The organism is Chlamydia gallinacea 08-1274/3, assembly GCF_000471025.2.
GTDB lineage: Bacteria > Chlamydiota > Chlamydiia > Chlamydiales > Chlamydiaceae > Chlamydia > Chlamydia gallinacea.
On record NZ_CP015840.1, the window covers coordinates 483622 to 504815 of the forward strand.

Sequence of the window (21194 nt, forward strand, 5' to 3'; positions counted from 1 at the left end):
GCCTAATGTTGTTAGAAATTCTATAATAACGTGAACAAGATCCTAGGGATGTGTTTTCCATAAAAACTAATCTACAGGAGATAGCTGTTCTGCAAGTTTTTTTACTACGTCAGCACGTAGTTGCGTGATGGTCTCTTTTTGCAGGTTTTTATTATTTTCAGGTTGTTCCATAAGTGCTAGATGGCCGCGGCGCACTTGCCAAAAGGCAGGATTCCATAGAGTATGTTGGTCCCCACCTTGAATCCATCCTAAACTCATACCAAAGTGAACCCAGCTTAATGCATCTAGTGTTTCCTGAAGATCTAAATGATAGGAATGTGTCAATAGACCTAAAGAACGTAAAATATGATTTTTCAAATCCCCAGTATTTTGTTCAACTTGTTGTTTTTTTGCTGATGTTTCCGCAGAGGAAATTTTGGATGACCAAATCCTTAAAGTAGATAAAATCTGTTCTTCTGTAAGTCCTAGAGAATATTTATTAGATAATGCAATCATATTTCCTACGAAGTCAGAAGACGTAGGAAGCATGCTCTTGCAGGAAATCTCTGTATCTTCGTCTATAAGATCTTGTAGTTCTTTAGAGTAAATTAATGCAGGAGTATGTAGAAAGCATTGACTCTTGAGTCCCGTACCACATTCTTGGGGGTGTGTAGTTAAGAAACCGAAATCGGAAGAAAATGCAAATTCTAATTTATTATTTAAATAACAGTCTAATTTCACTAGAGTATTTAAACTTTTTTCAGGCTCACAAGTAAAGTCTATAGCATGTAGAATTATGTGATTGCGGCAATTAATAGCAGCAAGAAGGTCCCCAGAGCGATTAACAATAAAAGCTTCTCCCTCGGGATTGCCTGTCATATCATAAGGGAATAAAAAATGTTCAATTAGAAATTCTTTTTGCCATACAGGGGCGTCTTTTAGAGGTAAAATGACGAACTCGTCAAAGCCTTCAATATGATTAAAATGAGAAGCTATAGCTTCTAAAATTTCTTGTTTTTTCTCTTTGGATAAGCAAGGAAGAAATTTAGCTATAGAGAGATTCCTAGATAAGGAGAATGTCGTTATTGGCCCAACCTTCGCAGGAAGAGCATATTTTTTATGCGCAAAATTAAGCAGTAAATCATTGGGTAGAGTCATGAGAATTTTGATTTTTTAAATGGTTAATCTGATCACGTATTAACGCAGCTTGCTCGTAGTCTTCCCGAGATAGTGTATCTTGAAGAGCCTCGTTTAAAGCAATGAGTTTAAGAAGGGGATTGATATTCGCTGTTTCTCCAGGTCCTCGGCCAATATGCAAAGAACTTTGGCTATTCTCTGTTAATGAAGAGAAAAGAGCTTTGTTCTGTATAAGCTCGGCAATCAACGGAGTTTTAAAATTTGTGTAACATAGGTGACAGCCGAATAGTCGATCTTCATTAGTATATGGCTGCCAAATGGTTTTGCAATTCCCACATTCTAAAGTTAAAGATGATTCCAAAGAAGATAAAGGAACCGCAACACGACTGTAGTAATCACTTGGACATGGACAAGAATCACATACGTAAGAGCGAATTACCCTGTTCTGATCCACTTCAGTATAACAAATAGAGGCAGGTTTATGACATAGGTAACATAAATGAGAAGGTTTTTGAAACATCATAGATATTTGCTGCCGTTGAATACCCTTACAACAAATAGCAATAACAAAAAAATGACAAAGGAGAGAAATCTTTTTTAAAGAAACTTACAAAACCAACTGGGCCTTGAAGGATTTGAACCTTCGACCCCCTCATTAAAAGTGAGGTGCTCTAACCGCTGAGCTAAAGGCCCGAAAATGTTGACTGATTTTATATTTTGACCCCAAGGGGATTCGAACCCCTGTTACCGGAATGAAAATCCGATGTCCTGGGCCGGGCTAGACGATGGGGCCAAGACAACTACAATATTACTCGTTCTACTCCTTTAAGAGCAATCTTTTCCTCTCCTTACTCCCTATGAAAATGAAAGAGTTAGAACAACAAGCAGGAGAGGGAAAGAAATACATCACAATGACAAGATATCAGCTTCTTTTTGCTTGGTAATTTCATCAATATGTTTACAAAATTTATCTGTTAATTCTTGGATCTTTTTCTCCATTCCCTTAACAGCATCTTCTGTTAAATCAATACTCTTTTTTAACTTGTCGTTAGCTTCTCTACGTATATTACGAATCGCTATTTTCGCTTCTTCACACTTGCGACGAAGTTGTTTAACAACTTCATTTCTATATTCTGTTGTAGGTTCTGGAATTTTGATACGTATTAAAGTTCCCTCAACACTAGGTTGTAGGTTAAGATTTGCAGCAATAATCCCTTTAGAAATAGCGGATACATTATTTGCATCATAGGGAGAAATAACTAATTGACGTGTATCTGCAACAGAAATCGTGGCAAGATCTGCTAAGCGCATAGTTGTTCCATACACATCAATACTTACTGTTTCTACCAAAGCAGGATGCGCTTTTCCGGTTCTAAATGCTTTGACTTCTTTGTGAAAAAAGTCAGAGGCAGCAGCCATCTTTTTCTCTGTATCTTGCAAGATAGTCATACTAAGCATCCTCTCCACTATGAATTAATGTTCCTACATATTCATTGAGAAGAACTTCTTTTAAAGAGTGTTTAGCAAAATTAAAGACACGAATAGGGATATTCGCTTCCATGCATAAAGAAATAGCTGCGGGATCCATAACACCTAGTTGCTGACTAAGGAAATCTTTAAAAGTAATTGCATCATATCGAACAGCATCTTTATCAACTCTAGGGTCTTTGTCATAGACACCATCTACATGCATAGTTGCTTTAAATAAAACGTCTACGTTCAACTCACAGGCACGTAGAGCCGCTCCAGTATCTGTAGTTAAATAAGGGGAACCAGCTCCTGTTGTACAGATTAAAATCTTCCCTTGTTTCAAAGCTTCAGAAGATTTTTGCGGGGTATACAACTCAGCTAATTGAGGACAAGAAAGAGTGGAGGTTAATAAACAGGGAATGTTATCTGCTTTTAAAGCATCAGATAATGCCATACCATTAATTAAAGTAGCTAGCATACCCATTTGATCAGCAGATACGCGGTTAATTTGTAACATTTTTTGCTGATCTAACCCGCGTATGATATTGCCTCCGCCTACAACTACGGCAACTTCAACACCACACTTACGGACATCCCTAAGCTCGCCCACTAATCTTGATAGTTGGATCTCATCAATACGATTCGATCCATCTTCATTCGTAGCAAGAGATTCTCCAGAGATCTTAAATAAGACGCGCTTCACTTCTTTGGACATACGACCTCTTTTTTAAAGACCAACTTTCCATAAAACGAAGTCCTTCACTTTAATGGAACGGCCACTCATTTTTTGAGCTTCATTAATTAAATGATGAATCGTGACATCAGGATTTTTAATAAAAGCCTGTTCTAATAAACAGGAGTCTTGGAAAAACGTTTCTAACTTTCCTTGAACAATCTTATCGAGAATTGCTTGAGGTTTTCCTTGGACTTGCGAGCAAATGATTTCTCTTTCCCTACTTAAAATGTCATCAGGAATACTTTCTTTACTTACAAATTGTGGTTGAGTTGCCACAATGTGCATAGAAATATCTCTAGCTAAATCCACATGATCTGAGCTACCAGAAAGAACAGTTATGGCAAGTACTTTTCCATTTCCATGAGAGTAGATACCAATACTTTCATCAGATACAGCTGGTAGATAAGCAATTCTACGAATACGAATATTTTCCCCAACTGTCTGCATGGTGATAGCACGTAATTCATCTACGGTAATCGAAGGATCTTGAGACGAGGGCAGTTGAAGTAATGCATCTAAATCTGCGGTACGATGATTTAATACACTCTCTACGAGGCTATCAACAAAGGAAAGGAATACTGCATTATTAGCTACAAAATCTGTCTCTACATTTACCTCAACTACGGCTGTGCCACGAGCATCTGTTTTTGCTGCAACTACACCTTCTTTAGTTTCTCTATGTTCTTTTTTGCCTGCGGAAGCGAGGCCTAGTTTACGCAAGTAAACAACAGCTTCTTCAAGATTTCCATGACACTCTGTTAAGGCTTCTTTGCATTTAGTTAACCCTACGCCAGTTTGTTGTCTTAAAAGTTTGAGGGTTTCCATAGAAAAGTCACTCATGAAGGGTCCTCACTACTAACGTCTTGTTTTACTAATATACCGTCTTTGACACAGTCTTCATCTTTCTCGCTGTCATTATCAAAACCATCTACACCCGCAAGAAGGCTAGCTGAGAGAGAAGAATTAAATTCTTCTTCAGGATATATAGCTGGAGGAGGGAGATCTTGTATGAGATCCTGTTCAATGACTCTGATGGGAGAGACAATTTCAATACCTTGCTGTTTCTTGGTTTTGATGATGTTGTCTTTAATCACATTAATGATTAAGCGAATGCTTTTTAATGAATCATCATTACAAGGAATTACGTAGTCGATAGGTGTAGGATCACAATTTGTATCTACTAAAGCCAGGACAGGAATTTTGAGTTTTTTTGCTTCTGCGACAGCAATCTTTTCATAACCCGGATCAACAACAATCATCAATCCTGGATTTTTTTTCAGATAACGAACACCTTCTAAGTTTTTTAATAACTTGTCACGCCGTTTAGCTAGTAAGGCAATTTCCTTTTTTGTAAGGTAAGATGTACGCTGAGATAAATCTCGTTCTATTTTATTTAAGGTTTTAACAGAATTGCGAATGGTGATCATGTTGGTTAACATACCGCCTAACCAACGTTCAGCTACAAAAAACTCGCCAGCTTCTATAGCAGCTTCTTTAATGACACATTTTGCTTGTTTTTTTGTCCCTACAAAAAGAATAGATTTGTTCTCTTTAACTACTTTACATACTTGAGGGAGAACTTTACGCAATTGGTTAAGTGTTTTCGCTAGATCAATGATATAAAGACCATTTTTTTCCTCAAATATGTAAATTCTCATCTTGGGGTTCCAGCGATGAGTCTGGTGCCCAAAATGCGCGCCAACTTCTATTAAGTCTTTAATTGATAAATCACAAAAAGATTCTTCCAAGCTTTGTACCTCTATTTCTTGAATATGTTAACAATGGCATCTTGATACTGTATCAAGATTTCAGTCTTGGGGTTGATAAGAAAGCGCCCGATCAGAATCGAACTGACACCGGTAGCTTGGAAGGCTACAGCTCTACCATTGAGCTACGGGCGCGACTTAAAGAAGGATGTTAATCTAATAAACCTTTTAACGCAAGGAAGTAATCTTTAAGCTTCTAAAGCATATAAAGTATAAAAAATTATTCTAATTGCAGAATAGATTGTACAATAGATAATCCCTATAAAAGAAAAAATCAGAACCGAATTCTCTCGGTTCTGATAACGAGACACAAAATTGGAAATAGTAAAACTACAATCCTTAGAATCTGAATTGAGCATTGACGTGAGCAGCTCTTTCGTCAATTAAGCGTGCTTCACCAGTAATGGACCATTTATCAGCGTCAACTAAAGTGGCTCCAACGACAATACCACAAGCTTTGCGTGACTTCATCTTATTAATTTGCATAGAAGCAATTTGTACAGAGTCAACAAGTGTAGCTTGAGCATCAGCTGATCCTAAGAAGGATGGGTTCCAAGCTGTCAAGTCTAAAATTGGGGAGGCTAATTTTGGTTGTGCAATACGGATATTATCTGCATCAAAAGAAGCGCGAGACCATTTCACTCCGAGGTAAGGCACTAGCATATTGAGGCGGTAAGACAAAGCTAAACCAGCTTGCCATTCATGGTATTGAATGGTTGCAGATTTTGTATCTGTAGCTGCATCTGTCCCAGCCTCCTTAGGTAGAGGGAAAGCTTGATTCTTATATCCTCTAGGCTTGTGTACTGTGAATTGCGCAGGAGTACACAGAACATTTAATGTTTCAACCTTAGGCTTAGATTGTGCGTATTGGAATTCAGCTCCTAAAGTCGCACAGCCGCACTCCCAAAGGGCTCCACGAGCACCAATACTCCAGGAGAACGAAGTATCTGTGTATAACTCAACAACACCTTGAGTTAAGAATACGTTAGGAATACTATTAGCTACGTCTTTACTGCCAAGTCCGAACAAACCAACTACGCTAAAAGCATCCGAACCAGCTTTAAAATATCCACTTGAAGCTCCTAGAGTGCAGAAAACGTCAAAACGGTCCCAGATATTTAAAGCTAGATATGCAGCATTTGTTGCCCATTCAGCATCATGGATATGCTTGCCGTAAGCGACATTCGCTCTTGATGCAGCTGTAGTGACTGTAGTTCCTACACCAGGAGTACCACCAGTACCAGCCTGTGTATTACTAGTAGTAGGAGCTGCAGCCATATCCTCTACAGTTTTAGTAGTATCTGTTTTTAATACACGGTCGAAAACATAATCTCCGTAGAATCCTGCACGAATGCTAATAGCATCGCACCAAGTTGCGCAAGGATCGCAAGGGTCACCAGAAGTGCCTTCCCACATTGTCCCATCAATTAATAAACTTGGTTCAGCTGGATTCCCTACAGGCAAAGCTTGTAAGGAGGCAGTAGAACCTACGGCAAACAACAATGCCGATTTCAAGAGTTTTTTCATACTCACCTCTAAAGATTATGCTTATGTATCTTTTTCTTTTTGTGCTCGCTATTTTTTCTCTTTTGGCGGCACCATGTCCAAGTTAAAGCCAGACAAGATATCCTGTAGGCAATTAATGGCTTTGAGGAATGTCTTGCAAGTAAAAACAGCCTTAAGCATGAACATACAGTTCACTACTCGAAAACATAACAAACTTTTCTTATTATAGTAAAGACGATAAGAATAAAGACTATTTTCTGGCATAAGTTTTAAGCAATCATTCCTTATGCTTGCTAATAAGTGAGACTAGGAATTTTTGTATACTTTTTTGTTTCTTATGCTGCTTAGAATAAGTTGGAATTGCCTTCACATAGGACTATAAAAAGACTTTCTCAGGCTATCTATTCTAGCGATTTTTTTTATTTATTTTAGTTAGATGTGTTCATTTCTTAGCTATTTTATCTCATTGTATTCTTGTTTTTAGCTGAACCAGCTTATGTTTGTCATCTGTGTTGTATAGCCAATCTCCTTGCCAGACATATAGTTGAGGCCCTAGTATGAGGTATATGAAATACCAGAAAAAACGTCAGTCTTATCTTACTGTTCTTGAAAAAACGAACAGGATGTTGTTAGGGATTATCATTGTATTCGCTATTATTGCTGTGCGTTTGTGGCATTTAGCTGTTGTAGAACATGATCAAAAGCTAGAAGAAGCATATAAACCACAGATACGAGTGATTCCTGAACTTGTAGAGCGCGCGACAATTTGTGACCGTTTTGGCAAGGTATTGGCAGAGAATCGAATGCAGTATGATGTGAGCGTGACTTACGGAGCTATTCATGATTTGCCTTCGAGAGCTTGGCGTGTGAACGACCAAGGAGAACAAGAGCTAGTTTTCGTAAGGAAAAATTATATTAGTCGGCTAGCAGAGTTGCTTGCTCAGGAATTGCATCTTGATAAAGAGATAATAGAAGATAATATCCATGCTAAGGCATCTGTATTAGGTTCTATACCTTACTTAGTGCAGGCAAATGTTCCTGAGCGCACCTACCTGAAATTAAAAATGCTAGCTAAGCATTGGCCAGGCTTGCATGTTCAGCCTTCGGTATATCGTTATTATCCTTTGGGAAAGGTGGCTGCGGATATTTTAGGTTATGTGGGTCCCATTAGTGCTCAGGAATATAAACGTGTGATGCATGAATTGAGTAGGTTGCGTGAATGCGTGCGTGCCTATGAAGAAGGAGAAAACCCTAGTTTCCCGGATGGTTTGGCAAGTATTGATCAAGTGCGTTCTTTATTGCACTCCCTAGAAAATAATGCTTATAGTTTAAACGCTTTAGTAGGAAAATTGGGAATCGAGTCTTCGTGGGATGGACAGCTGCGAGGGCAATTAGGAAAAAAAACAGTTCTTGTAGATCGTCGGGGAAATTTTATTCAGGAACTACAGAATGTATCTGCAGTTCCAGGGAAGAAGCTGCAGCTAACATTATCAGCGGAATTACAAGAATTTGCGGATTCTTTGCTTATGGAGCATGAGAAAATAGAATCCTTTCGTTCTGTGCAGTCTTTAAAAAAGCAAAAGTTATTACCTCCTTTATTTCCTTGGATTAAGGGCGGGGCTATTATTGCTTTAGATCCTAATAATGGCCAGATACTGGCTATGGCTTCATCTCCTCGTTATGAAGGGAACGATTTCGTACATATGCGGATCAATTCTGAATCCAACGAAGAGAGATCTTCTGTGTGTCGCTGGCTAGAAAATACAGAACATCTTGCTGAATTATATGATAGGAAGGTCCCTCTAAAGAGGGAAAAAAAGGATCCTAGTACAGGAGAATATTATGATGAAGAGCTTCTTTTAACTTTCGATTATTTTTTGGATTTCATTTTGCCTGATATTTCTGAAGTTAAAAATATTATCAAACAACGAGGAACTTTAGGCAATGCAGTACGACTGCAGCAGTGTGTTACGAAGTTATTGCAATGTTTTTCTTATTCTCAAGAGTCTTGCCCATGTTCTTCTATTTTTGATGCTGTGTTTTCTCCTGAAGAAGGTCATCATGCTATAGGGAAAGTGATTTCTGTTAAACAACAACAATGGATAGCACGCTGTTGTCAGGAACATCAGCAAGAGATCACTGAAATTAAGGGAGAACTTTTGGAGTTTTTTGCAGGGCTTCCTGCAAATTATGATAAAATTCTTCTTGTGGATTTATTTCAATTAGTTGTAGATCCGGAACGCATACATCCAGAGTTGCTTGCGTCTTTTGACTGTTTATCATTATCTACCTTTTTTGATTTGCAGGGGCATTATATTGCTTTACGTAGTGCTTTTTCAAAAATTGTAGAGACTATGTTTTCTGAGATAGATTTTAAAAATTGGAGAAAGCAGTCCTTTGCTAAACTTCTAGAAATGAAAAGGAAACAAGAAAAAGAACGTAAGCAACGGTACCCCACACCTTATGTGGATTATCTTTTAGAAGAAAAACGAAAGCAGTATCAGGATTTTCGTTATCGTTATTTGGATGCATTTTTAGTATACTTGTTTTCTGATGTTGACATTGTAGAAGATTTGCAACCCTATTATGAGGCTTTGTCTCTGTGGAAGCAAGAGTTAGGAAGTGGTGCGCACAAGGCTTTGCCTTGGTATGAGCACTATCGATTTTTACAGCAGCATCTTTCTTATTTTTCTAGTCACCTTTTGCACTTGTTTTTGTCATTTCGTGAGTTTTCCGAATTACAGCGGCCTTTGTATGGAGAATATCCACTGATGCTAACTAAAAATATGCCGCAAAAAGAACAAGATTTGGCATCAGCATTTTATCCTACATATGGTTATGGGTATTTGCGATCGCATTCTTTTGCGCAAGCAGCAACTTTGGGGTCCATTTTCAAGTTAGTTTCTGCTTATTCTGTGTTATCACAAGAAGTGTTACGGGGACATGAGGATATAGACTATCTTTCTAAATTATTGGTGATTTTAGATCGGCAGTCTTGTAAGCATTCCAGTGCGAAGCCTCATGTAGGTTTTTTTCAGAGTGGCATGCCGATTCCTGTGTTTTATCGTGGGGGTGTTTTGCCTAAGAATGATTATGTAGGTCGTGGCTGTATTGATTTGCTTTCAGCTTTAGAGATGTCAAGTAATCCCTATTTTTCTTTGTTGGTTGGTGATTATCTTGCTGATCCTGAGGATCTATGTCATGCTGCGACTTTATTTGGTTTTGGTGAAAAAACGGGTATAGGGATTCCTGGAGAATACCCAGGAATGATTCCTCAGGATGTTTCGTATAATCGCTCGGGGTTATATGCTACAGCTATAGGTCAACATACCTTAGTTGTTACTCCTTTACAGACAGCAGGGATGTTGGCTGCCATAGTCAATGGCGGTGTTCTTTATGTTCCTAATTTAGTTTTAGGTTCGTGGGAGGGAGACTGTTTTTCTCCTGTAGTTTCTAAGCAGAAGCGTCATGTGTTTATGCCAGAGGTGATTGCGAATTTATTTAAATTAGGTATGCGTAATGTGATTTGGGGGAATTATGGAACAACGCGTAGTATTCAGAATCAGTTTTGTCCTGAATTGCTTTCACGTATCATTGGTAAAACGAGTACAGCAGAATCTATTGTACGTGTCGGTTTAGATCGGCAGTATGGTAGTATGAAAATGAAACATATTTGGTTTGCTGCTGTTGGGTTTGCAGATAAGGAACTCACACAGCCAGATATTGTTGTGATTGTTTACTTGCGGTTAGGAGAATTTGGTAGGGATGCCGCACCTATGGCTGTGAAGATGATTGATAAGTGGAATAAAATAAAAAAAAGAGAAATTTTTTCTCAGGATTCGTGAGTTTGGCATGCTTTTCGCTCCTGTAAAATAGCAAAGACAATTTGTGTGCAGGAGAAGCATTCATGGAAGACGCTGCGAAACATCTAGCAAAAGAATTCCTTTGTTCAGGAATTAATTTCTTTTTGAGTGGGGAATATGAACAAGCAGAACGAAGATTACAAGAAGCCCTGGAGCTAGATCCTTCAGCAGCGCTGGCTTATTGTTATTTAGGGATTATTGCTTTAGAGACGGGAAGAGTATCCGAGGCCTTGGTGTGGTGTGCTAAGGGGTTGGAATCTGAACCTGGGGATAGCTATTTACGGTATTGCTATGGAGTAGCTTTAGATCGAGATCATCGTTATGAGGAGGCTGTTGAGCACTACCGTGCCTATGTTCTTTTACATCCTGAGGACATCGAGTGTTGGTTTAGTCTAGGAGGCGTGTATCATCGCTTAGGAAAGCATGATGAGGCTTTGGCTTGCTTTGATAAGATCCTAGAGTTAGATCCTTGGAACCCACAGAGTTTATATAACAAATCGGTAGTTTTAACGGATTTAGGTGATGAACAGGGATCCATCAGTTTGTTAGAGTCCACGGTAAATAAGAATCCTTTATATTGGAAAGCTTGGATAAAGCTAGGGTATTTACTTTCTAAGCATAAGCAATGGGATAAAGCTACAGAAGCTTATGAGAGAGTGGTGCAATTGCGTCCTGATTTAGCAGATGGTCATTATAACTTAGGTTTGTGTTATCTTACTTTAGATAAAACCCGTTTGGCATTAAAGGCTTTTCAGGAAGCGTTATTTTTAAATTCCGAAGATGCAGATGCACATTTTTATGTAGGGCTTGCCTACATGGATCTCAAGCAAAATCAGCAAGCTTCTGAAGCATTTCATCGTGCTTTAGGGATTAATTTGGAACACGAACGATCTCATTATTTACTTGGCTACTTGTATCACATGGAAGGACAGACAGAAAAAGCAGAGAAGGAGTTACAGTTTTTAACTGTTAAGGATTCTATGTTTGCCCCTTTATTACAGAAAACGGTTTCTTCAGGATCCTCAGGCATTTTGGAGTGAATTGGCTTGTTTCTGCGAGTGGAATTTTGTAGAAAAAATAAAAAAATCATAAACTTAGAAGACAAAAAATATATAAGTATTAAAATGGTAGCAAGTTTGTAAGGTTTTCGATCTTTCAAGCTTAATGTGTGATCTCAATAAGAATGTCCTGTGTTAACATTCTTTTCTAATAGGAGGGAAGTAGGAGCTACGGCTTCTCCCCTCCTTCTTTCGTGTTTTGAAAAATATTGTAAATATGCTAACGTGATTGCTCTTTTATATGGCTCTACACAAGCAAATGTTATGGTGCACCAAGACGGGGCATAATGGATCAATCTATAGAAGAATTTTTACATAACCGTGAAGATTACCCCTACGGTTTTGTCACGCCAATAGAGTCTCAAGGAGTTGCGAAAGGTCTTAGTGAAGAAGTGATTAAAAAAATTTCTTCTTTACGTAAAGAGCCTGAGTTTATTTTAGATTTTCGGTTAAAGGCCTACCAATATTGGAAGAGTCTGCAAGAGCCTGTTTGGGCGCGGTTGAACTACCATCCTGTGGATTATGAGAATATTGTCTATTTTTCTGCTCCTAAGCAAAAAAAACCCTTAGGAAATTTGGAAGAAGCGGACCCTGAAATTTTAAATACGTTTAAAAAATTAGGGATTCCCCTAGATGAGCAGAAGCGTTTGCTGAATGTACAGAATGTGGCCGTTGATTTAGTTTTTGACTCTGTTTCTATAGGCACAACTTTCAAAGAATCTTTGGATAAGGCCGGGGTGATTTTTTGCTCAATGACTGAGGCAATTCATAAGTATCCGGATCTTATAAAGAAATATTTAGGGTCTGTTGTTTCTTCTCGGGATAATTATTTTGCCGCTTTGAATGCTGCCGTATTTAGTGACGGATCTTTTGTTTATGTTCCTAAAGGCGTGCATTGTCCTATGGAAATTTCTACTTATTTTAGAATTAATGATAAAGAAGCAGGGCAGTTTGAGCGTACATTAATTATTGCTGAAGAAGGCTCGTTTGTAAGTTATTTAGAAGGATGCACGGCCCCGTCATATTCTTCCAATCAGTTGCATGCTGCTGTTGTTGAGTTAGTGGCTCATGAAAGGGCAACTATTCGTTATTCTACTGTTCAGAATTGGTTTTCTGGGGATAAGAATACGGGTCAGGGGGGCATATATAATTTTGTGACTAAGCGAGGTTTATGTGCGGGAGATAAATCTAAAATCTCTTGGTCTCAGGTGGAAGTAGGTGCAGCAATTACGTGGAAATATCCTAGTTGTATTTTGAAAGGACGTGAAAGTGTAGGAGAATTTTACTCCATAGCTTTAACTAATGGGAGGATGCAAGCAGATACCGGGACAAAAATGATGCATGTTGGAGAGAATACGACATCTACAATTGTTTCCAAGGGAATTTCTGCTGATCAGTCGCAAAATACATTTAGAAGTCTTGTATCTATATCTCAAGGTGCGCGTGGTAGTTGTAACTATACGCAATGTGATTCCATGCTGGTAGGGAAATCGTGCGGAGCTTATACGGATCCTAAGATTATTGTGAAAAATCCACAGTCTTCTGTTGAGCATGAGGCAACGACATCAAAGTTGCGAGCTGAGCAATTGCTGTATTTGCGTAGCCGAGGGTTGAGTGCTGAGGAAGCTGTGAGTTTGGTTGTTCATGGTTTTTGCCGTGAAATTATAGATCAGTTGCCTCTAGAGTTTGCTCGCGAGGCATTAAAGTTATTGTTTGTTAAGTTAGAAAATAGCGTGGGTTAGTCAAATGCTACGGATACAAAACTTACATGTATGTTGTGAAGATGTGAAAATATTAGATAATTTCAACATTCACATGCGTCCAGGAGAATTACATGTAATTATGGGGCCGAATGGCGCAGGGAAATCGACTTTGGCTAAAGTGCTTTCTGGAGACGATAGTGTGTCGGTTATTTCCGGGGACATATATTTGTTAGGTCAGGATATCTTAGAGAAAGCTCCTGAAGAACGTGCACAATCTGGGCTGTTTATTAGTTTCCAGCAACCTCCTGAAATCCCGGGGGTGAATAATCGCTTGTTTTTAAAAGACGCGTATAATGCGTGTAAGCGCTCCCGAAAGGAAGAAGAGCTATCTGATGCGGCTTTTGATATGTTGTTATCTTCTATTGCAGAGACCTATGAGTTTCCTCTAATAGATCAGTTTTTAGAAAGAAACGTGAATGAAGGATTTTCTGGGGGAGAAAGGAAGAAAAATGAGATTTGGCAAATGCTTGTTTTAGAGCCAGAAATGATCGTGCTTGATGAGCCAGATTCTGGTTTGGATGTTGTTGCTTTAAAATGTTTGTGTAGAGTGCTTGAGAAATATCGTGATCTGCATCCTAAAAGTACATTATGCATAGTTACGCATAATCCTAAACTTGGGAATCTTCTTCGTCCTGATCATGTGCATATTTTATTGGAAGGTAGTATTGCGTGTTCTGGAGGAGCTGATTTAATGCAGGAGTTGGAAAACAAAAGTTATCATGAAGTATTTCAGGAGTTATCGAAGGGCATATGTTAGGTTCATTAGAACATAGTTCTCCTGTTGTGAAAGATTCTTCTGTACATCAAGCTGCTCAAGCGTGTTGGTATCGCCATGCAAATACTGAGGAGCTTAAGGACTTCTTTCGTTGGTTTTCTTGGATAAAGGATATATCGTTATCTCCGGAGAAGTACTATTTAGCTCACGGAGCTTTAGAAACGGCAAAACAACAATGGTTACACCATCATTATTCTTTATCTGCGGAATGTATATTGATTAATGGAAAATATGAAGCTTCGCTTTCCCAGTTACCGGATGGGGTTCTTGCTATGTCTTTAGGGGAGGCACAATCGGTATTTTCTAATTTACTTCGTGTATATGATATTGATGAGCAACCTCTGGCTTTTTTTAATGCTGTCTGTGCTCATGATTTCGGGGTTGTTATTTATGTCCCCGAAGATTTGCAGATAAGTGAAGTACTGAGTATTCGTCATGTGTGTTTTCCCCTATCTCATGATGATAGGGTGATTTATTCTCCAAAGATTGTTTTAATTATAGGAAAGCGGGCAAGCTGCAATGTTCATATATCTCATCATACAGAGCGTAACAGCGGAGTGATGGAGAGTTTTACTGTTGTCAATGGTGTCACGGAAATTTTTGTATCAGAAGAAGCAGAAGTTGCCCTAACGATGTGCTCTAAATATGTCAAAGAAGAAAGAGTTAGCTGGTCTCATACAGTTACTGTAGAGAAGCAAGGAGCCTGTTCTATACAGTATGATCTGTTAGAAGATGTTCAGGGGATTGGCTGGTTTGACAATACGTTTTCTTTGGTTGGTGCGCGCGCATATGGGGAAGCTTTAGTTTCTATTCTGTCTCCTAGGAATACATGGATGCGGAATCGTGTGCATCATCATGCCGAGTCGACTATGTCACAACAATTAATTAAGTCTATTTTACATTCCGGCAGCTTTTCTTTTTCCGGAGGGATTCATATATCTTCTCAAGGAATATTTTCCGATGCTTATCAGAAACATGATACGTTATTGCTTAGTGACCAAGCTTCGGTAACAACATTTCCAAGATTGGAAATTCTCACTGATGATGTAAAGGCTTCTCATGGAGCTACAGTGGGGCCTTTGGATCGACAACAGATGTTTTATATGCAATCGCGAGGAATGACTCGTGAAGAAGCCCAGAGAAAATTGGTCCAGGGATTTTTAATGATACAGCCCTCCTTAAAGTTCTTCCCCAAGCTTGCAGCTCAGAAACAACAAGAAGATAGTAGGGGTGTGAGTGTTGACATTATGTAAAAGGAAGATAAAAGAGGATTTCCCTATTTTTGCTAATAAACAACGCCAAGGGATGCCCTATATTTATTTAGACTCTGCGGCAACTACGCATAAACCTCAGCAAGTTATTGATGCTATTACACATTTTTATAGTGTGGATTACGCAACTGTAAATCGTAATGTATACAGTTCTTCGCGATTAGTTACAGAAAACTACACTGCAGTACGGAATAAGGTGAGTCAATGGATTCATGCGGCTCATGATGATGAGATTGTTTTTACACGAGGAACAACAGCGGCATTAAATTTACTCGCGTTGTCTGCTAATGATGTCCTAATTCCTTCAGGTGGCTGTGTTTTAGTTTCTGAGGCTGAGCATCATGCGAACGTTTTGTCTTGGGAAATTGCTTGTCGTCGTCGCGGATCTCAAGTTAAAAAAATCTCTGTCGATGATTTTGGTTACATTGATTTAAATCATTTGGAGTCTTTACTCCAGGAAGGAGCATCTTTTGTTAGTATAGCGCATGTAAGTAACGTAACTGGAGCTGTACAACCGTTAAAAGAAATTTCTCATCTTGTTCATCGCTATGGGGCATATCTAGCTGTTGATGGTGCTCAGGGAGTAGTACACGCTCCTATTCATGTTGTACATGATGATATTGATTTCTATGCGTTTTCTTCTCATAAAATGTATGGCCCTACGGGAGTAGGTGTCCTCTATGGAAAAAGAGAATTACTCCATAAGCTTCCTCCTGTAGAGGGGGGCGGGGACATGGTTGTTGTGTATGATAGCAATTCCCCGGAGTATTATCCTGCGCCTCTTAAATTTGAAGCTGGAACACCCCCCATAGCCTCTGTTTTAGGCTTTGGGGCTGCTTTGGATTATTTACAAAATGTATTAGTAGAAGATGTTTCTTTATTGTATCAACATGAAGAAGATTTAATCTGTGATCTTTATGCACAATTAATGGAAATCCCAGAAATTCGCATTCTTGGTCCTGGTTTTAGACAGCCTCGAGGAGCTTTGATTAGTTTTAGAATAGCAGGAGCACACCCTTTAGATATAGGGTGTTTATTGGATCTGCAAGGGATAGCAGTTCGTTCGGGACATCAATGCTCACAGCCTGCGATGCAGAGATGGAGCGTAGGCCACGTGCTCAGGGTCTCTTTAGGAATATATAATGACCAGCAAGATATTTCTATCTTTATAACAGCTTTACAAGATGTTTTAGAAAAAATTCGTGTATAATCTGTTTGTATTCATGTTTTTGCACGCCTTTGGCGATATCTATCTATTATCCAATTTTTTAAATACTGGGGTTTTAAGAGGAATTTAGGCAGTTTCTCATGAGAGAGCTTAATATCTACACGATAGATATTATGTTGTTTAGCGTTTCTGTTTACTGAATTTCCAAGTATGAAAGAAAATGGATAGTATTTTTTCACAACTTGCATAGAAGAAGAATCATATTTACCAAAAGGATAAAAGAAACCTATAGGTGTTTTACCTAAGGCAGTTTTAATAGAAAACTTAGAAAGAAAAATTTCTGTTGTTAAATAAGGCGGAGAGTGACGTAAGTTACGCATCGCAAATCCTGAAGAAGCGAGTAGTATATTGGGAGATGCAGCGATGACTTGCAGTTCTTGTTGTGAGCAGAAAGGTTGGTGAGAAGCAAACACTTCATCTTGGAAAGCTAGCGTATCGCTAGGGGCCAAGCGATGATCTAAGGGGAGGGAAGATGCAGAATTATTGGCGACGTATCTCCACGCAATACCTACAACTGCGGGAATGTTGTGCTCTTGAAGGAAGGGAAAAACATGAGAGTAGAAGTCTACAGAAGCATGATCAAAAGTTAAGATAACAGAAAATCGTCGCTTTAGGCTACCGGGAAGAGCTAAAGAATAGGTATGTTTAAGGAATAGTAAATATCTGTAGAATTTCTTAAGGAGAGCAGCCTCTTTTGAAAAACAAACCTGACGGAAGGCAAGAACAATAAACATAAACTATGTATGAGTAGAGTCAGTAGTATCGGGGTATATAGTTAAAGATCCTGAGATGACTTTAGGGGATTGAGTGGAAAGCTCTGGGGTTGTTCGAGGCGTTGAGGGAGATTCAGGGATTGGATCTGTGACAATTGGAGAATCAGTGAGTGAAGAAAAGCTCATAGAAATCCTTGCTATAGAGTTAGTTAACGTTTTTTACCAAAACGATCAGTTAATGTCCATGCTCCGTCTTTATAAAATTGTTCGAATTCTTTAAACATGGGAAGAGTTTTGAGTTCTTCAAAATCCGCTTGAGTATCTTGATTAAGAATTTCTTTGATTTCTATGATTCTTAAAAGAGTCAGGAAACGTAATGTAGGATAATCTGTGGCAGAAGATGCGGTGAGTTCAAGAAGTTGAGTAGATTTTTCCAGTGCTGAGGAGTAGTTCCCTACAGACTGTGCATCTGCGATTTCTTTAAGTAGGACTTGGGCAGGTGAAGGCATATGGAATGTAGAGCCGATGCTGTAGGCAAGACCTGCGTAGTAGGCACCACGTAATGGTTCATTATGAATATAAAAACATGAAGAAAGAAACCCTGCGTAAGGTTTTACAGAAGCCCCCCCTAAGCGATAGGCTTTTTCTAGCATAGGTAAAGTTGTTTTTGGGGGAATAAAGCCTTGGAAGATAGCTGCTTCTGCTGTTTTTGTTAATAAAAGGATACTGTCATACTTTTCTTGAGAACTTTTTTGAAAATTATAAATAATTTTTCCTGTAAGCACTACAGCTAGAGTGACTAAAAAGGTTAAAGCAAACGCATAAGAGCAAACTCGCTTCCCTAAAGATAGGAATAAATTCTTCATAATTTTTAGTGATAAAGCGCTTAATATCCTTAGTCTATCTAGATTTTTTTTTTTCGTAAACCTCGGGCTATCACGAAATTCTCAGTACTAAGCACAATAAAAAACTCTTCACTTCTACAAGCTCTTTTGATAGAAAAGCTTCTGAATCTGTTTTTATTCGGAGTTGAAGCAATCCTTATCTCCGAAAAATAGAAAGAAGATTTTAGTTTTGGAGATATAAAAAATAGCTCAGGTACGTTGTGAGTGGAGTTATCAACAAAGATGCCATTATTGAGGTGTCTATAGACGATATTCGAGTAAGTCCCTTTCAGCCGCGTCGCGTGTTTTCAGAAGAGGAACTTCAAGAATTAGTTGTTTCTTTGAAAGCTGTAGGTTTGATCCATCCTCCTGTAGTGCGAGAGATTCGTAATGGAGATCGCGTGCTTTATTATGAATTGATTGCTGGAGAACGACGATGGAGGGCCTTACAGTTAGCAGGATATACCACAATACCAGTGATTCTTAAGCAAGTAGTTGCTGATGATATTGCTGCTGAAGCTACTCTCATTGAAAATATCCAACGGGTGAATTTAAATCCTATGGAAATGGCAGAGGCTTTTAAGAAACTCATTACGGTATTTGGTTTAACTCAAGATAAAGTAGCCAGTCGTGTAGGGAAAAAACGCTCAACAGTAGCTAATTATTTACGTTTGTTTTCTTTGTCCAAGGCTATCCAACAAAGCCTTCATGCAGGGGAAATTACTTTAGGACATGCTAAAGTATTACTTACTATAGAGGATCCCCAATTACGCGAGCTTCTAAATACACGGATTATTCAACAACGTCTTGCTGTCCGTGAGGCTGAGCAGGAAGCTAAAAAGCTTTTATCAGGAGAATCTTTCTCTGAATCTAAGCGTAAGGAGAATACGCAAGAAATTCCTACACAATATGATAAAATACAAAAGCGTTTGAGTCAGTCTTTAGGTTATAAAGTCACAGTGAAATATCACGGTAGTCGACCTTGTGTAACATTTCATGTCCCAGATGAAGAACAGTTTCAGCAATTAGCTAATATAGTATTGAAAGACCGCTAGCAACGACACAAAATATTTTTAGGACTTCTCTGTTTTCTCAGGAGCATGAATGCAATGATATGCATGTTTCCCGTGGGTTATGTGCTTAGGAATGGGTTCTTGAAGACAAGAGTTAGAGCGTTTAGAACAGCGGGGATAGAACATACATCCTGAAGTTATTGGTTCTTCTTGGAATGGAGGCTGTATGCAGGATTTATTTTGGGTATTTCGGTGTTCAGGAAGATCAGGAAGTCGAGAGTCTAGTAACATTTGTGTATAGGGATGGCGAGGATGGGAAAAGATGCTTTCTGTTGGTCCTGATTCGACAATTTTTCCTTTATACATAATGATGACTTCAGAACAAAATGAGCGTACAACAGCGAGATCATGAGAAATAAATAAATAGCTCATTTGGAGTTCTTTTTGTAAATCAGCTAGCATTTTTAAGATTTGCGCTTGCATAGATACATCTAAAGCAGAGACCACCTCATCGCATATCATAAGCTTAGGTGCTCCTAATAGGGCTCGTGCTATAGAGACACGTTGTTGTTGGCCACCAGAGAGTTGGTGAGGATAACGGTAAAAATACTCTGCAGACAGCCCTACACGATTCAAGGATTCCTCAACAACTGATGTCACATGTTCTTTCGCGATAATACGGTGGTATATGAGAGCATGTCCTAAACTATCAAAAATAGTTTTTCTAGGGTTTAATGAAGCTTGAGGATTTTGGAAAACCATCCGTACGTAAGAACGTAATCGTTTTAAGTCTTGCTTAGACTGCAGTTGTATCGGGAGATTGTTGAATGACATATACCCCGAGGTTAAAGGTAAAAGGCCCGCAAGCGCAAGAGCAAGCGTTGTTTTCCCCGACCCTGATTCTCCGATTAGACCAATAATTTTCCCTGCAGGAATAGAGAAAGAAATATTATCAATAGCTTTTGTGGTTAATATTTTTTTTCTAAATCCAAAGGAGCGTTTGTAATAATATTTTTTTATTTGGTCAACTTGCACTAAAGGAAAAGGTTTATTCATATAACCAACACCTCACTTTATGATTTGTATTTATGTTATGGAGAGGAGGTGGCTTTAGAGTGCATTTAGGGTAGGTTTTTAAACAACGTGGGGAATAACAACATCCAGAAGGCAGGCTATCGTAACATGGGGGCTGCCCAGGAATGGTTCTAAATGTCTTTTCTTTTGCCGAGGGGCGGGAGGCAAGGAGGTCCTGAGTATAGGGATGGCGGGGATGGTGGAATATATCGTAAACAGAAGCATATTCCACCATTTTTCCAGCATACAGTACTAAAACGTCGTCAGCCATTTCTGCAACGACACCCATGTCATGGGTGATAATGAGTAAGCTCATCCCTAGTTTGTTTTGTAATTTTTTTAATAGTTGTAGGATTTGGTATTGCACAGAAACATCTAGAGCTGTTGTAGGTTCATCAGCAATAACAATTTCAGGAGAGGAAAGCAGAGCCATCGCTATGGATATTCTTTGCAACATGCCTCCAGAAAGCTGGTGAGGGTAGAGGTTTAAACAAAGCTCCGGATGGTGAAATCCTGTATCCACTAGGGCTTGGATAATTTTTTCTCGCCCTGCTTGGCGAGAAAGGTGTAAGTGGGTGTCAAGGAGTTCTTGAAATTGTTTGCCTATGGTAAATACAGGATTTAATGAAGTATGAGGATTTTGAAAAATCATAGCCATTTTTGTGCCAAAAATGGCTTGCAATTCTTTTCGAGAGGCAGATAATAACTCTGTTTCTTGAAAAACAACATTTCCTGATAAAGAAAATAAAGGTGTGGGTAATAATTGCATTAAGGCTTGTGCTGTTACAGATTTCCCCGATCCTGATTCTCCGATAATGGCTAGGGTTCTTCCTGGATAAAGATCAAACGATAGGGATTCAACTAGGGGATACTGTACGCGTCGTTGGTTTAAATGTACTGTAAGATTTTTAACTTGTAAGATGGGTGAAATCATAAGTCATTTACAAGATCATTAAAG

The 21194-nt window shown here is 38.8% G+C and carries 19 protein-coding genes, 3 tRNA genes and 1 pseudogene; 8 read left to right on the forward strand and 15 right to left on the reverse strand.

All coding sequences use genetic code 11. The annotated features are described in order from the left end of the window. Positions 1-66 precede the first annotated feature (66 nt). The 10 genes and pseudogenes from M787_RS02120 to M787_RS02165 all read right to left on the reverse strand — a co-directional run bounded on the left by M787_RS02120 (position 67) and on the right by M787_RS02165 (position 6615). Complete coding sequence (locus M787_RS02120) at positions 67-1137, reverse strand: protein arginine kinase (RefSeq protein WP_021828814.1); 1071 nt, start codon at positions 1135-1137, stop codon at positions 67-69. Continuing rightward, the gene (locus M787_RS02125) at positions 1121-1639 is read right to left on the reverse strand and encodes a UvrB/UvrC motif-containing protein (RefSeq protein WP_040429830.1); all 519 of its coding nucleotides are present in this window, start codon (positions 1637-1639) and stop codon (positions 1121-1123) included. The genes M787_RS02120 and M787_RS02125 overlap by 17 nt, the downstream gene beginning before the upstream one ends. 97 nt (positions 1640-1736) lie before the next feature. Beyond that, a tRNA-Lys gene (locus M787_RS02130) sits at positions 1737-1809 on the reverse strand. Between the two features lie 25 nt (positions 1810-1834). Next, a tRNA-Glu gene (locus M787_RS02135) sits at positions 1835-1909 on the reverse strand. 113 nt (positions 1910-2022) lie between these two features. Further along, complete coding sequence (frr, locus tag M787_RS02140) at positions 2023-2565, reverse strand: ribosome recycling factor (RefSeq protein WP_034734595.1); 543 nt, start codon at positions 2563-2565, stop codon at positions 2023-2025. A gap of 1 nt (position 2566) precedes the next feature. Beyond that, positions 2567-3301: a UMP kinase gene (gene pyrH / locus M787_RS02145; RefSeq protein WP_021828817.1), complete on the reverse strand. Its 735-nt coding sequence runs from the start codon at positions 3299-3301 to the stop codon at positions 2567-2569. Positions 3302-3313: 12 nt separating this feature from the next. After that, positions 3314-4162 carry a translation elongation factor Ts gene (tsf, locus tag M787_RS02150; protein ID WP_021828818.1) on the reverse strand — a complete coding sequence of 283 codons (849 nt, stop codon included), beginning with the start codon at positions 4160-4162 and terminating at the stop codon, positions 3314-3316. A 179-nt stretch (positions 4163-4341) separates the two neighbouring features. Then, positions 4342-5070, reverse strand: a pseudogene (rpsB, locus tag M787_RS02155) (30S ribosomal protein S2); the annotation flags it as partial. Positions 5071-5152: 82 nt separating this feature from the next. Then, positions 5153-5223: transfer RNA gene (locus tag M787_RS02160), tRNA-Gly, on the reverse strand. A 204-nt stretch (positions 5224-5427) separates the two neighbouring features. Then, complete coding sequence (locus tag M787_RS02165; protein WP_021828820.1) at positions 5428-6615, reverse strand: porin; 1188 nt, start codon at positions 6613-6615, stop codon at positions 5428-5430. 545 nt (positions 6616-7160) lie between these two features. Here M787_RS02165 and M787_RS02170 point away from each other — a divergent pair. From M787_RS02170 to M787_RS02195, 7 genes are all read left to right on the forward strand, one after another. After that, complete coding sequence (locus tag M787_RS02170) at positions 7161-10439, forward strand: penicillin-binding transpeptidase domain-containing protein (protein ID WP_021828821.1); 3279 nt, start codon at positions 7161-7163, stop codon at positions 10437-10439. A 62-nt stretch (positions 10440-10501) separates the two neighbouring features. Then, positions 10502-11497: a tetratricopeptide repeat protein gene (locus M787_RS02175; protein ID WP_021828822.1), complete on the forward strand. Its 996-nt coding sequence runs from the start codon at positions 10502-10504 to the stop codon at positions 11495-11497. 150 nt (positions 11498-11647) lie between these two features. Further along, positions 11648-11803 (forward strand): hypothetical protein, encoded by a 156-nt coding sequence (locus tag M787_RS04890; protein ID WP_169814964.1) that lies wholly within the window; start codon positions 11648-11650, stop codon positions 11801-11803. Next, positions 11803-13257, forward strand: a complete 1455-nt coding sequence (gene sufB / locus M787_RS02180) for a Fe-S cluster assembly protein SufB (RefSeq protein WP_021828823.1) — start codon at positions 11803-11805, stop codon at positions 13255-13257. The genes M787_RS04890 and sufB overlap by 1 nt, the downstream gene beginning before the upstream one ends. Before the next feature lie 4 nt (positions 13258-13261). Beyond that, the gene (sufC, locus tag M787_RS02185; RefSeq protein ID WP_021828824.1) at positions 13262-14035 is read left to right on the forward strand and encodes a Fe-S cluster assembly ATPase SufC; all 774 of its coding nucleotides are present in this window, start codon (positions 13262-13264) and stop codon (positions 14033-14035) included. Beyond that, positions 14029-15306 (forward strand): SufD family Fe-S cluster assembly protein, encoded by a 1278-nt coding sequence (locus M787_RS02190; protein WP_021828825.1) that lies wholly within the window; start codon positions 14029-14031, stop codon positions 15304-15306. Before sufC ends, M787_RS02190 begins: the two co-directional genes overlap by 7 nt. 52 nt (positions 15307-15358) lie before the next feature. Continuing rightward, entirely contained in the window at positions 15359-16534 is a 1176-nt protein-coding gene (locus M787_RS02195) for a SufS family cysteine desulfurase (protein ID WP_238582554.1), read from the forward strand. Between the two features lie 11 nt (positions 16535-16545). On the opposite strand, the gene M787_RS02200 is transcribed toward M787_RS02195, so the two are convergent. The 3 genes from M787_RS02200 to M787_RS02205 are packed head-to-tail and all read right to left on the reverse strand — an operon-like array spanning position 16546 to position 18131. After that, positions 16546-17286 (reverse strand): polysaccharide deacetylase family protein, encoded by a 741-nt coding sequence (locus tag M787_RS02200; protein WP_021828827.1) that lies wholly within the window; start codon positions 17284-17286, stop codon positions 16546-16548. A gap of 3 nt (positions 17287-17289) precedes the next feature. Further along, on the reverse strand, positions 17290-17451 hold the full coding sequence (locus M787_RS04895) for a hypothetical protein (protein ID WP_021828828.1): 162 nt from the start codon (positions 17449-17451) through the stop codon (positions 17290-17292). A 23-nt stretch (positions 17452-17474) separates the two neighbouring features. After that, on the reverse strand, positions 17475-18131 hold the full coding sequence (locus M787_RS02205; RefSeq protein ID WP_021828829.1) for a hypothetical protein: 657 nt from the start codon (positions 18129-18131) through the stop codon (positions 17475-17477). Between the two features lie 239 nt (positions 18132-18370). On the opposite strand from M787_RS02205, the gene M787_RS02210 reads away from it, so the two are divergent. Further along, entirely contained in the window at positions 18371-19204 is an 834-nt protein-coding gene (locus M787_RS02210) for a ParB/RepB/Spo0J family partition protein (RefSeq protein ID WP_021828830.1), read from the forward strand. An 18-nt stretch (positions 19205-19222) separates the two neighbouring features. Here the strand turns inward: M787_RS02210 and M787_RS02215 are convergent, their stop codons facing one another. Beyond that, positions 19223-20218 carry an oligopeptide/dipeptide ABC transporter ATP-binding protein gene (locus tag M787_RS02215; protein ID WP_021828831.1) on the reverse strand — a complete coding sequence of 332 codons (996 nt, stop codon included), beginning with the start codon at positions 20216-20218 and terminating at the stop codon, positions 19223-19225. Then, positions 20211-21170, reverse strand: coding sequence for an ABC transporter ATP-binding protein (locus tag M787_RS02220; RefSeq protein ID WP_021828832.1), 960 nt, complete (start codon positions 21168-21170; stop codon positions 20211-20213). The genes M787_RS02215 and M787_RS02220 overlap by 8 nt, the downstream gene beginning before the upstream one ends. Positions 21171-21194: the final 24 nt, after the last annotated feature.